This is a genomic window from Rhodococcus sp. UFZ-B548 (assembly GCF_903819475.1).
Classification (GTDB): Bacteria; Actinomycetota; Actinomycetes; order Mycobacteriales; family Mycobacteriaceae; genus Rhodococcus_F; species Rhodococcus_F erythropolis.
On the sequence record NZ_CAIJDS010000040.1, the window covers coordinates 42,594 to 54,933 of the forward strand.

12 protein-coding genes are annotated in these 12,340 nt (G+C 63.0%); 11 read left to right on the forward strand and 1 reads right to left on the reverse strand.

Going from position 1 to position 12,340, the window contains the following annotated elements:
- Nucleotides 1-260: 260 nt before the first annotated feature.
- From infC to pheT, 6 genes are all read left to right on the forward strand, one after another.
- A complete protein-coding gene (gene infC, locus H7C86_RS26490) occupies nt 261-953 on the forward strand; it encodes a translation initiation factor IF-3 (protein WP_003944008.1) in 693 nt (230 codons plus the stop codon).
- Between the two features lie 43 nt (nt 954-996).
- Entirely contained in the window at nt 997-1,191 is a 195-nt protein-coding gene (rpmI, locus tag H7C86_RS26495) for a 50S ribosomal protein L35 (RefSeq protein ID WP_003944043.1), read from the forward strand.
- A gap of 63 nt (nt 1,192-1,254) precedes the next feature.
- Nucleotides 1,255-1,644, forward strand: a complete 390-nt coding sequence (gene rplT, locus H7C86_RS26500; RefSeq protein ID WP_019748616.1) for a 50S ribosomal protein L20 — start codon at nt 1,255-1,257, stop codon at nt 1,642-1,644.
- 23 nt (nt 1,645-1,667) lie between these two features.
- Nucleotides 1,668-2,498, forward strand: coding sequence for an RNA methyltransferase (locus H7C86_RS26505; RefSeq protein ID WP_141488898.1), 831 nt, complete (start codon nt 1,668-1,670; stop codon nt 2,496-2,498).
- Nucleotides 2,499-2,668: 170 nt separating this feature from the next.
- Nucleotides 2,669-3,739, forward strand: a complete 1,071-nt coding sequence (gene pheS, locus H7C86_RS26510; protein WP_047888963.1) for a phenylalanine--tRNA ligase subunit alpha — start codon at nt 2,669-2,671, stop codon at nt 3,737-3,739.
- A gap of 60 nt (nt 3,740-3,799) precedes the next feature.
- Complete coding sequence (pheT, locus tag H7C86_RS26515) at nt 3,800-6,286, forward strand: phenylalanine--tRNA ligase subunit beta (RefSeq protein ID WP_182262524.1); 2,487 nt, start codon at nt 3,800-3,802, stop codon at nt 6,284-6,286.
- 58 nt (nt 6,287-6,344) lie between these two features.
- On the opposite strand, the gene H7C86_RS26520 is transcribed toward pheT, so the two are convergent.
- Nucleotides 6,345-7,409, reverse strand: coding sequence for an Lrp/AsnC family transcriptional regulator (locus H7C86_RS26520; RefSeq protein WP_182262525.1), 1,065 nt, complete (start codon nt 7,407-7,409; stop codon nt 6,345-6,347).
- Between the two features lie 56 nt (nt 7,410-7,465).
- Between H7C86_RS26520 and H7C86_RS26525 the strand changes: the two genes are divergently transcribed.
- From H7C86_RS26525 to argC, 5 genes are all read left to right on the forward strand, one after another.
- Nucleotides 7,466-8,785, forward strand: a complete 1,320-nt coding sequence (locus tag H7C86_RS26525; RefSeq protein ID WP_182262526.1) for an NAD(P)/FAD-dependent oxidoreductase — start codon at nt 7,466-7,468, stop codon at nt 8,783-8,785.
- Nucleotides 8,785-9,696, forward strand: a complete 912-nt coding sequence (locus tag H7C86_RS26530; RefSeq protein ID WP_182262533.1) for a bile acid:sodium symporter family protein — start codon at nt 8,785-8,787, stop codon at nt 9,694-9,696. The genes H7C86_RS26525 and H7C86_RS26530 overlap by 1 nt, the downstream gene beginning before the upstream one ends.
- Nucleotides 9,693-10,628, forward strand: coding sequence for an SDR family oxidoreductase (locus H7C86_RS26535; RefSeq protein WP_182262527.1), 936 nt, complete (start codon nt 9,693-9,695; stop codon nt 10,626-10,628). The genes H7C86_RS26530 and H7C86_RS26535 overlap by 4 nt, the downstream gene beginning before the upstream one ends.
- Before the next feature lie 131 nt (nt 10,629-10,759).
- Nucleotides 10,760-11,221: a hypothetical protein gene (locus H7C86_RS26540; RefSeq protein ID WP_021344370.1), complete on the forward strand. Its 462-nt coding sequence runs from the start codon at nt 10,760-10,762 to the stop codon at nt 11,219-11,221.
- Nucleotides 11,222-11,259: 38 nt separating this feature from the next.
- Nucleotides 11,260-12,330 carry an N-acetyl-gamma-glutamyl-phosphate reductase gene (gene argC / locus H7C86_RS26545; protein WP_019748609.1) on the forward strand — a complete coding sequence of 357 codons (1,071 nt, stop codon included), beginning with the start codon at nt 11,260-11,262 and terminating at the stop codon, nt 12,328-12,330.
- The last annotated feature ends 10 nt before the right edge of the window (nt 12,331-12,340 follow it).

The following is a 12,340-nucleotide window of genomic DNA, read 5'->3' on the forward strand; positions in this document are numbered from 1 at the left end:
ACGACCGCCTCCGACTTGTTCGGGGGCAGCAAGTGGAGTCCGACTCCCACCTCTGCACGGCAGGTGAAACTGCAGTTCAGTGGTTCCGGTCACCTGTTATCGGAGATCAATTCTTCGTCAGGTTCCTCGCTCAGTCGAGGAGATAGGTTTCGGCGTGAGCTGGATCTTATGTGATCGGTCGACATCGGGCCCCGCGGATGAGCAATCATCACAGCGGGGCTTTTTTGTTGGGGTGCGGGCGGTACGGGCTGCGTGCGGTCATGAAGACCGCACCGTTCAACCTAGGAGGCCCCATCAGCACTGAGACCCGCATCAACGATCGTATCCGCGTTCCCGAGGTTCGTTTGGTCGGACCTGGCGGGGAACAGGTAGGCATCGTGCGTGTTGAAGATGCACTCCGCTTGGCCCTTGAGGCCGACCTCGACCTGGTCGAGGTAGCTCCTGATGCCCGTCCACCGGTCTGCAAGATCATGGACTACGGCAAGTTCAAGTACGAGGCTGCACAGAAGGCACGTGAGTCACGTAAGAACCAGCAGCTGACGGTCATCAAGGAGCAGAAGCTCCGACCCAAGATCGACGACCACGACTACGAGACCAAGAAGCGCAACGTCGTTCGCTTCCTCGAAGCCGGTTCCAAGGTCAAGGTCACGATCATGTTCCGCGGACGTGAGCAGTCACGCCCCGAACTCGGCTACCGCCTTCTGCAGCGTCTGGGAGCAGACGTCGCAGATCTCGGATTCGTCGAAACCTCGGCAAAGCAGGACGGCCGAAACATGACGATGGTCCTGGCACCGCACAAGGGCGCCAAGACTCGCGTCAAGGCGCAGGAGAGCGCTCAGGCGCCAGTGGCTCAGGCTGCTCCGCGTCCGGCTCCGGCCGCACCGGCTTCCAGTGAAGCAGCTCCGGAAGCACCGGCGACCGGCGATGCCGCTCCCGAGGCTCCGGCCAGCTAGTCGATTTCCCAAGATCCACCACGTAACAAGAACTGAGGACTCCATGCCCAAGATGAAGAGCCACAGCGGCGCCTCGAAGCGATTCAAGGTGTCCGGCAGCGGAAAGCTCATGCGCCAGAAGGCCGGCCGTCGCCACCTTCTCGAGCACAAGTCCAGCAGGGTTACCCGTCGTCTCGACGGTGTCGCTGTTGTCAGCCCTGACGACGCTCCGCGCATCAAGCGCATGCTCGGCATCTGAGTCGCCCCCTTACTGACCACCCGGGGCCGTACTTTCAGCCCCTAGATTGACAGGATTTTTCAAGTGGCACGCGTAAAGAGGGCGGTCAACGCCCAGAAGAAGCGTCGTTCAATTCTTGCTGCATCCAGCGGCTACCGTGGACAGCGTTCGCGTCTGTACACCAAGGCCAAGGAGCAGCAGCTCCACTCGCTCACCTACGCGTACCGCGACCGTCGTGCGCGCAAGGGCGAGTTCCGCAAGCTGTGGATCACGCGTATCAACGCTGCAGCTCGCGCAAACGACATCACGTACAACCGCCTCATCCAGGGCCTGCGTCTGGCAGAGGTCGAGGTCGACCGCAAGATCCTGGCCGAGCTCGCTGTCTCCGATGCCGAGGCCTTTGCCGGCCTGGTCGCACTCGCGAAGGCCGCTCTGCCGGCTGACGTGAACGCTCCTGCCGGAGAAGCAGCCTGATTCACGCATCACAGCAACGGCCCGTGGACCCGCTCACCGAGCGGACTCCGCGGGTCGTTTCTGCTGTCAAGCTCCTGCGCACAGCAGAACGACGCAAAGCAGGACGTTTCCTCGTAGAGGGCGAGAACTCGGTCACCGAACTGTTGAACGGTGCACTCTCGCACGGCGAGGCCCGCCCGGTACACGACCTCTTCTACACCGAGGACGCAGCCGAGCGCTATCAGCACGTCATCGATCGGGCGCTGACCGCTGGAGTTCGTGTTGCTCTTGTGACCGATCGAGCAATCAAAGCTCTGAGCGATACCGTCACGCCGCCCGGTCTCGTTGCCGTCAGCGATCTACTGGATGTACCGCTGAGCGCAGCCGTCCATCAGGAGACCCGCCTGCTCGCAGTGCCGGTCGAGGTCAACGAACCAGGTAACGCGGGCACCGTCATTCGCATCGCCGACGCAGTGGGTGCCGATGCGGCAATCCTCGCCGGTGACAGCGTCGATCCGCACAACGGCAAGGTCGTTCGTTCGTCGGCGGGCAGCCTCTTTCACCTGCCAGTCGTCCGCGATCGAGACACGGTGTCGGTGATCGAGCAGATTCGCGCAGCCGGCATTCAGATTCTCGCGACTGCAGCTGACGGCGAGGTCGATCTCGACGAGGCCGACGAGTTGCTGAGCAAGCCGACGGCTTGGCTGTTCGGTAACGAAGCTCACGGTCTCGATCCGGCGATCGCCGCGCAGGCTGATCATCGGGTCAGGATTCCGATCCATGGCCGCGCCGAAAGCTTGAACCTCGCGACAGCGGCGGCAATTTGCCTGTACGCAAGCGCGCGGGTGCAAAATCGCGCCACCGATCACGGCTGAAAACGCACGCGAAGACCTCACGGAATCCCATTTGCGGAAGCCTGAGACAATACAAGAGCAGAGACAATGCTCGAGCGAGTTCGAATGCTCGCTCGCAGTACAAGAAGTAAGCAGTACAAGAAGCACGCAGTACGAGAAGTAAACCGAGAAGCGACAGGAGCGTCACAGCCGTGGCCAAAAATGAGGGCGCGACACCGCCGGAGGTCGACGCGAGTGTACTCACCGAAGAGGCGTTGACCGCTGCGGCTGAGAACGCCGAGAAGGCGCTGGCGGACGCCGCTGACCTGGACGCGCTGGCGCACGTCAAGGTGGAGCACCTGGGGGACAAGTCCCCGATCGCCCTCGCGCGCCGGGGACTCGGCAGCCTTCCGGGCAAGGAAAAGGCGGACGCCGGTAAGCGCGTCAACATCTTCCGCACTCGGATCAACAACGCGTACGACGCTCGTCGTGAGGTCCTCCTCGCCGAGCGTGACGCCGCGGTGTTGGTTGCCGAGGCAATCGACGTCACTCTGCCCTCCGATCGCTACCCCGTCGGGGCGCGTCACCCGATCAGCCTGATTTCCGAGCAGGTCGCCGACGTATTCGTCGCGATGGGTTGGGAAGTTGCCGAGGGTCCGGAGGTGGAGACCGAGCACTTCAACTTCGACGCACTCAACTTCTTGCCGGATCACCCTGCGCGCACGATGCAGGACACCTTCCACCTGGCACCCGAGAACTCGCGCCAGGTGCTGCGTACCCACACCTCGCCGGTGCAGGTCCGCACCATGCTCTCGCGTGAGGTGCCGATCTACGTGGTGTGCCCGGGCCGCACGTTCCGCACCGATGAACTCGATGCGACCCACACGCCTGTCTTCTCGCAGGTCGAAGGCCTGGCCGTCGACAAGGGCCTGACCATGGCCAACCTGCGCGGGACTCTCGACGCGTTCGCTCGTGCCCTTTTCGGCCCCGAGACGCGTACCCGTATGCGCCCCAACTACTTCCCGTTCACGGAACCGTCGGCCGAGGTCGACGTCTGGTTCGCGAACAAGAAGGGCGGCGCAGGCTGGGTCGAGTGGGGCGGCTGCGGCATGGTCAACCCGAACGTTCTGCGCGCCAGCGGTATCGATCCCGACGAGTACTCGGGTTTCGCATTCGGCATGGGCCTCGAGCGGACCCTGCAGTTCCGCAACGGTATCCCGGACATGCGCGACATCGTCGAAGGTGACGTGCGTTTCACGCTGCCCTTCGGTGTCGCAGGCTGACCGATCCGGTCCGCGGAACCTTCACAAAGACTTATCGACAAACGAGAGAGCTGAGCAGACGTGCGAGTAGCGCAATCCTGGCTGACCGAGATCCTGCAGCGGGCAACTCCGGACTGGGAGGTGACCCCGGAAGAGTTGGACGCCGGGTTCGTCCGGGTGGGACTCGAAGTCGAGGAACTCGACACACTCGAGGCGATCGACGGCCCGTTGGTCGTCGGCAAGGTCGTCTCCATCACCGAACTGACCGAGTTCAAGAAGCCGATCCGCTTCTGCCAGGTCGAGGTCGGCGAACCCGAGCCTCGCGGCATCGTCTGTGGCGCGCGCAATTTCAACGAGGGTGACCTCGTCGTCGTTGCGCTGCCCGGCGCGGTGCTGCCCGGCGGATTCGAAATCGCCACTCGCAAGACGTACGGCCAGGTGTCCGACGGCATGATCTGCTCCGTCTCGGAACTCGGTATCGGCAAAGACCATTCGGGCATCTTGGTGCTCGAGCCTGGTACCGCCGAACCCGGCGCCGACGGCAACGAGTTGCTCGGTCTCGGTGACACGATCATCGAACTGAACATCACCCCGGACCGTGGCTACTGCTTCTCGGTCCGCGGTCTCACGCGAGAGCTCGCGTGCGGCTTCGATCTCGAATATGCCGATCCCGCTTCGGTTCCCGCGCACCCGGCTGAGGGTGAAGCCTGGCCGGTGCGCCTCGAACCGGAGTCCAAGGCTTCGCGTTTCGTGATGCGGAAGATCACGGGTATTGATCCGCAGGCAGTGAGCCCGTGGTGGCTGCAGCGTCGACTTCTGCTCTCGGGTGTTCGCCCGATCTCGCCGGCCGTCGACGTCACCAACTACGTGATGCTCGAACTCGGCCAGCCTCTGCACGCGTTCGATGCGACCTCGGTGCAGGGCGACCTGGTGGTCCGTCGCGCCAAGGCGGGGGAGAAGCTGACGACGCTCGACGACGTCGAACGCACGCTCGATCCCGAAGACGTTGTCATCGCCGACGATTCCGGAGTCATCTCGCTGGCTGCCGTCATGGGCGGCGCAACCACCGAGGTGGGAACGGTAACGACGGACATCCTCCTCGAAGGAGCTACTTGGGATCCGCTCGCAGTCTTCAAGACGGCGCGCCGGCACAAGCTGCCGAGTGAGGCGAGTAAGCGTTTCGAGCGCGTCGTCGATCCGGCGATTCCGCTCGCGGCCGTCGACCGCGCAGCCGCTCTGCTGGTCGAGATTGCCGGCGGACGGATCGAGCCGGTCCTGACCGACGTGGGCGATGTTGCCCCTCGCGCTGCCATTCGCATGGATATCGACCTGCCCGATCGTGTCGCCGGAGTCACGTACCCCAACGGCACCGCAGCTCGCCGCCTCACCCAGGTTGGCTGCAACGTCGAGGTCGGCGTCAGCGAAGAGGGACACGGCCAGTTGGTCGCGACGCCGCCGTCGTGGCGTCCGGACCTGGTGCAGCCTGCGGACCTTGTCGAGGAAGTTCTTCGCCTCGAAGGTCTCGAGCAGATCCCGTCGGTGCTTCCCGCTGCTCCGGCCGGACGCGGATTGACTCCGTCGCAGCGGCGTAAGCGCACGGTGTCGAAGGCCGTGGCTCACGCCGGTTACGTCGAGGTACTTCCTCCGGTCTTTCTGCCCACCAACGTCTTCGACGTCTGGGGCCTCGAGGCGGATGATCCGCGCCGCAACACCAGCAAGGTCCTCAACCCGCTCGAAGCCGATCGTCCGGAGTTGGCGACCACGCTGCTCCCGGGTCTGCTGGAGATCCTGGCTCGCAACGCTTCTCGCGGTCAGCGTGATCTTTCGCTGTACGGCATCGCGCAGGTTGTTCTGCCGGGCCCCGATACCAAGCCGGTGGATGCATTGCCGGTGGATCGTCGCCCGACGGACGAGCAGATCGCGAACCTGATCGCGTCGTTGCCGGCTCAGCCCGTGCACATCGCTGCAGTGTTGAGTGGTTTGCGTGAGCCGAGCGGCCCCTGGGGTCCTGGCCGTCAGGCCGAGGCTTCGGACACTTTTGCAGCAGTGCGGGTCATTGCAGCTGCAGCAGGCGTCGAGGTGGAACTGCGTGCGGCGCAGTACCTGCCGTGGCATCCCGGCCGTTGCGCCGAGGTTGTCGTTGACGGCAACGTAGTCGGTCATGCGGGCGAACTGCATCCGGCTGTTCTCGAGCGTGCGGGATTGCCTGCGCGCACTTGTGCACTGGAGATCGACCTCGACGCTTTGCCGTTGGACGAGAACCTGCCGGCGCCGCGCATTTCGCCCTTCCCCGCAGTGCTCCAGGACGTGGCGGTTGTTGTCGATCGCGATATTCCTGCGGCGAAGGTCCAGGAAGCTCTGCGTTCCGGCGGCGGCGAACTTCTCGAAGACATTCGCCTCTTCGACGTCTTCGAGGGCGAGCAGGTCGGTGAAGGCCGCAAGTCGCTCGCGTTCGCGTTGCGATTCCGTGGTGTCGACCGGACACTGACCGAGGACGAGGCAAGCGCGGCTCGCGATGCCGCGGTCGAGGCTGCCTCCAAGGCAGTCGGTGCGCAGATGCGCGGCTGATCTACTCAACTGATCACAGAGCCCACGTCCACTCCCTGTGGTCGTGGGCTCTGTTGTGTTATCGGTTTTCCGGTGAATCGGTGCGGCTCGGCAACCACACATCCGGGGCGATAGTCGAGGTTCTGCGCCCGTCCTGATCGAGTACGTGACCGAGCAGTTTGCGCAGGTGCAGCACGATGGATCGTTCGGTGACGTAAAGCCCCGAAATCTCCTTGCGCAGACGAATTTCGAATGCATCGAGTTCTGCAGGAGAATGCAGCCACAACTGAACCACCAGATTGTCGGCGCCCACCACCGCGAAACAGTTTCGGACTTCCGGCGCTCGGCTCAGTAATCGGCCCGCAGTATCGAGAAGTTCGGGTTCGACGCGGCACCACAGTGTGGCGAGCACGGGAAGCCCGGCCAGCGGCCGGGCAAATTCACACCGCAGCGCCACCAACCCCGAAGACGTGAGCCGGTCGATCTGGCGTTTGCACGCAGCCGGACTGACACCGATCGCGTCGGCCAACTCCTTCATGGGAGTGCGCCCGTCGTAGGCGAGGATCGTGAGAACCTTGCGATCCTGTTCGGAAATGCCGGTCGACCGAGCGCGCACGGCAGTACGGTTTTCGCTGGTGGTCAGCACACCCTTCTCGGACGGTGCCAGCGCATTGAGTTTCCATCGCCCACCTTCGGTGAACCAGCGTGTGATGATCGAGGTTCGTGTCGCGAGTACGCCGTCGATCGTTGCGATCTCTTCCGAGATGAAGCGCGACATCGACGCCAAGTCCGCAGTACCGGCTGTGACGAGCAGATCGGCTCTACCTGTTGATACTTCGATGGTCACGGCGTGGGCCAAGACGGTGAGACGTGCCGCGACGGTGTCGAGAAGTTCTGGTGAGCAATCGATTTCGATGATCGCTGTGACGATGGAGCCCAGCACCTGTGGCCCCGGAGTAACCGTGACCCAGGCCAACGACGATTCGGCCAGTCGATTCCAACGCCGGGCGAGTGTCGCGGCGTCGAGTTCGAGTGGGCCGGCCAACGAAAGCCACTTCGATCGCGGTGCGAGCTGCAGCGCATTGATTATCCTCAGATCGATTTCATCTATCCCGCGATCGTTGTCGGCATCGAGTGCGCTCATAACGTCATTATCCTGCACATTGCCGCAAGATTCGAACTATCTGCGACGCTCGATCCATGAGCACAGAGGGCAAGTACGCGCTGATCGGAGCGGGTCCGTCTGGATTGGCCGGCGCGCGAAACCTCGATCGAGCCGGCATAGCGTTCGACGGCTTCGAGAGCCACGACGACGTCGGTGGGCTCTGGGACATCGACAACCCGCACAGCACCGTCTACGAGTCGGCGCACCTCATTTCGTCGAAGGGCACCACCGCATTCGCGGAGTTCCCGATGGCGGATTCGGTTGCCGACTACCCGAGCCACGTCGAACTTGCCGAGTATTTCCGCGACTACGCCGATACCCACGATCTTCGCAGGCACTTTGCCTTCGGCACTACCGTCATCGACGTTTCGCCGGTCGATTCGCTGTGGCAGGTCACCACGCGTAGTCGCAGCGGTGAGACGACAGTCGCGCGGTATCGAGGCGTGATCATCGCGAACGGAACGCTGTCGAAGCCGAACATACCGACGTTCCAGGGCGACTTCACCGGCACGTTGATGCACACGAGCGAGTACCGCAGCGCCGAGATCTTCCGCGAAAGGCGGGTACTGGTCATCGGAGCGGGCAACAGTGGATGCGACATCGCCGTCGATGCCGTCCACCAGGCCGAGTGCGTCGATTTAAGCGTTCGGCGAGGCTACTACTTCGTCCCCAAGTATCTGTTCGGACGACCCTCGGACACCTTGAATCAGGGAAAGCCGTTGCCGCCGTGGATCAAACAACGCGTCGACACCTTGGTACTCAAGCAGTTCACGGGAGATCCGGTGCGGTTCGGATTTCCGGCACCGGACTACAAGATCTACGAATCGCATCCGGTCGTGAACTCGTTGATCCTGCACCACATCGGGCACGGTGACGTGCACGTGCGCGCCGACGTCGACCGGTTCGAGGGGAAGACCGTGCGGTTTGTCGACGGATCGTCTGCCGACTACGACCTCGTTCTCTGCGCCACGGGGTATCACCTCGACTATCCCTTCATCGCGCGCGAGGACCTGGACTGGTCCGGCGCTGCCCCGGACCTGTTCCTCAACGTCGCGAGTCGCCGTCACGACAATCTCTTTGTGCTCGGCATGGTCGAAGCATCGGGTCTCGGGTGGCAGGGCCGTTACGAGCAGGCCGAGTTGGTGGCCAAATTGATCACCGCACGCACCGAAGCCCCCGCCGCGGCGCGCGAATTCTCGGCAGCGGCGGCCGGCCCTCCTCCCGATCTGTCCGGGGGATACAAGTACCTGAAGCTGGGACGAATGGCCTACTACGTGAACAAGGACGCCTACCGATCAACGATCAGGCGGCACATCGGACTGCTCGATGCCGCTCTGACGAAGGGAGGACAATGATGCCGATCGACGACGTGGTGCTCAACTTCAACCCGGGATCGTTGATGATCCTCAACGTGGTGCTGGCCGCGATCATGCTGGGGATCGCCCTCGACACCTCGGTCGACGACTTCCGTCGTGCGCTCACCAAACCCAAGGCGATGGCGGTGGGTATCGCTGCCCAGTTCCTGCTGCTGCCGGCAGTGACTTTTCTGCTGACGCTGATTCTCTCGCCCGCTCCCTCGGTAGCGCTCGGCATGATCCTGGTGGCGTGCTGCCCGCCGGGCAATATCTCGAATGTCCTGACTCACCGGGCGGGCGGCGACGTCGCACTCTCGGTGTCCATGACGGCGGTGTCGAACGTCTTCGCGATCTTCCTCATGCCGCTCAATCTCGCGTTCTGGGGGAGCCGACGCCCGGAGACCGACGCTCTGTTGCAGTCCGTGAATCTGAATGCGCTCGAGATGGTCGCGCAAATCGCCCTGATCATCGGCGTGCCGTTCGTTCTCGGCATCTGGGCGGCACAAAAGTTCCCGGAGATCGCCGCGAAAGCGCAGCCTTGGGTGAAAAACGGTTCGTTGGTGGCGTTGTTGATCTTCATCGTCGCGGGTGTGTCAGGGAATGCGTCGTACTTCGTCGACTACATCGGGGTGGTACTGCTCGCGGTCTTCCTGCACGACACGGTTGCCCTCGCACTGGGATACTTCTGCGGCGCCGTCACCGGGTTGAACGAATACAGCCGTCGCGCCGTCTCTTTCGAGGTCGGCATCCGCAATGCCGGACTGGGGCTTGGCCTGGTGTTCTCGTTCTTCGACGGGCTCGGTGGCATGGCCGTCGTGGCCGGCTGGTGGGGGATCTGGGACATCATCGCCGGGTTGGCTCTGGCGACGATCTGGTCCAAGCGACGCGCCCGAAAGGCGGTACCGGCATGACCGTCGCACTCGTCACGGGCGGGAACGGGTTCCTGGGTACCGCTGTCATCGACGCACTGATCGCGCAGGGCATCACCGTCGTCTGTGCCGACCTCACGGTCAAGGACACGCCGGACGATCGCATCCGCCGCGTTAGGGCGGACGTCTGCGACCCCACAGAATTGGGGCGGGTGTTCGGTCAGTACCGACCGAACGTCGTGATCCACCTTGCGTCCATCGTGAATCCCGGCAAGAACACGACAGCAGAGCAGGAGTACCGCGTCGACGTCGACGGGACACGAAACGTGCTCGCGGCCTGCGTCGAACACGGGGTTGGACGGATCGTCGTGTCTTCGTCTGGAGCGGCGTACGGCTACCACTCCGACAACCCACCGTGGATCACCGAGGACGTACCTGTCCGAGGCAACGACGAATTCACTTACAGTCGCCACAAACGCCTGGTCGAAGAGATGCTCGCCGAATATCGCGTCGAACACCCGGAGTTGGAACAAGTTGTCTTCCGGATCGGCACGATCTTGGGTGAGAGCGTCGACAATCAGATCACCGCGTTGTTCGATCGCCGCAAGCTGCTCAAGGTTGCCGGGAGCGACAGCCCCTTCGTGTTTGTCTGGCACACCGATGTCGCGGGCGCTTTTGCGGAGGCCGTGACCGGAAACCAAGTGGGCATCTTCAACGTCGCGGGCGACGGCGCAATGACCGTCGACGAGTTGGCTTCCCGGATGGGCAAGAGCACGGTGACGCTTCCTGCATGGCTGTTGCGAGGCGTTCTACGCGTCGGACGGCGATTGGGCGTAACGGAACACGGTCCGGAGCGCGTCGGATTTCTCCAATACCGACCCGTTCTCGACAATCGGCGGCTCAAGGAACAGTTCGGGTACGTCCCCGAATATTCGAGCGAGGACGCGTTTGCCGCTTACCTCGCCTCACGCTGACCCCTTCGGCAGACAGTCGTGGAAGGATCGGAGTTGTCCGTCGGCATTTCGAGAAGGGACTGACAGTGTCACGAAATGATGGGCCCGAACATGATGGGTCCGAGCACGATGGGTCCGAGCACGATGGGTCCGTGCACCAGGTGGTCGAGGCCGCCAGTGCACTCGACGACAAGGACTTCCTCGCGGTCGTTCGCGCAGTGGTCGAGCGTCGTCCGAGCTTGTCGGTCCTTCTTTCCGTGGTGGACACCGCTGCCGCGAGCCTCGAGCCGCACCGTGTAGAGGACGACAACACGATCACCGACGCCGAAGAAGTCGAACTGCCCGACACCGTTGTGGAGGTCGACGAGATCATCGACGTCCCGGTGGTACTTGCGACCGACCCGAGAATTCCCGAACCCGACTACACCGAAGGGGGAGTCCCCACTTTCGACCGTGTTCGGGAGAAGATAGAGGGGCGCTTCGGTACTTCCATAGGTTCGGCCGAATTGGCACACGAGAGTCCTGCCGGAAAATCCGTCGACGAGCAGTGGGACGAGCGCCAGAAGGCCGCAAAAGCCAAGCTCGAGGAGATCCGGCGATCCATGGGTAAGTAATTATGCATTCCGATGCACAATGATGCATACTGTGTGACATGACTGAAGGTGGTACGACCGAGAACGCACGCAAGCCGATCAGAGTCGCCGTTGCCGGCGCCAGTGGGTACGCCGGTGGTGAGGTTCTGCGTCTGCTCCTCGGGCACCCGTCCTACGCCGACGGCAGTCTGGTGATCGGTTCGCTGACCGCCGGTGGCAACGCCGGTTCGACGCTCGGTGAGCATCATCCGCACTTGCTCCCACTCTCTTCGCGGGTACTCGAAGAGACCACTGTCGAAATCCTCTCGGGTCACGACGTCGTCTTCCTCGGTCTCCCACACGGAAATTCGGCTCAGTACGCCAAGTTGCTGCCCGAGTCGACGGTCATCATCGACTGCGGCGCGGACTTCCGGCTGCAGGATCCCGCAGCTTGGGAGAAGTACTACAAGAGCACTCATGCCGGTACCTGGCCATACGGTCTTCCTGAATTGCCCGGTGCCCGTGAGAAATTGGTAGGCGCAACCCGCATTGCCGTTCCGGGCTGCTACCCGACGGCAGCGAGCCTCGCGCTGGCCCCCGCCGTTGCCGCGGGGATCGTGGACTCACACGTGAACGTGGTTGCGGTCAGTGGCACTTCGGGCGCCGGCCGGGCGCCGAAGGCCGATCTGCTGGGTTCCGAGGTCATGGGCTCCGTCCGCGCATACGGTGTCGGAGGTGTCCATCGCCACACCCCTGAGATCATTCAGAATCTTTCGGCCGCAGGCGGCAAGGACATCAGTGTTTCTTTCACTCCGGTCCTCGCGCCCATGCCGCGCGGCATCCTCGCGACCTGCACGGCAGCCACCACGGCCACCGAAGAGCAAGCGCGCGAAATCTACGAAAAGGCATACAACGACGAGCCGTTCATTCACGTGCTGCCTGCCGGAGTCTTTCCGCAGACCGGTGCCGTGATCGGATCCAATGCCGTGCAGATCGGGGTCACCGTTGACGCCGACGCCGGTCAGCTCGTTGTCATCTCGGCAATCGACAATCTCACCAAGGGCACCGCCGGTGGCGCGGTGCAATCGATGAATCTCGCCCTTGGCCTACCCGAGACCGCAGGTCTCTCTACCGTGGGAGTAGCTCCGTGAGCACCGACAA

Bases quoted from the DNA above. Each gene is read 5' to 3' on its own strand.
- H7C86_RS26520 (WP_182262525.1), bottom strand. From the start codon at position 7,409: ATGAGCGCACTCGATGCCGACAACGATCGCGGGATAGATGAAATCGAT.
- rpmI (WP_003944043.1), top strand. From the start codon at position 997: ATGCCCAAGATGAAGAGCCACAGCGGCGCCTCGAAGCGATTCAAGGTG.
- infC (WP_003944008.1), top strand. From the start codon at position 261: ATGAAGACCGCACCGTTCAACCTAGGAGGCCCCATCAGCACTGAGACC.
- H7C86_RS26530 (WP_182262533.1), top strand. From the start codon at position 8,785: ATGCCGATCGACGACGTGGTGCTCAACTTCAACCCGGGATCGTTGATG.
- H7C86_RS26535 (WP_182262527.1), top strand. From the start codon at position 9,693: ATGACCGTCGCACTCGTCACGGGCGGGAACGGGTTCCTGGGTACCGCT.
- argC (WP_019748609.1), top strand. From the start codon at position 11,260: ATGACTGAAGGTGGTACGACCGAGAACGCACGCAAGCCGATCAGAGTC.
- H7C86_RS26525 (WP_182262526.1), top strand. From the start codon at position 7,466: ATGAGCACAGAGGGCAAGTACGCGCTGATCGGAGCGGGTCCGTCTGGA.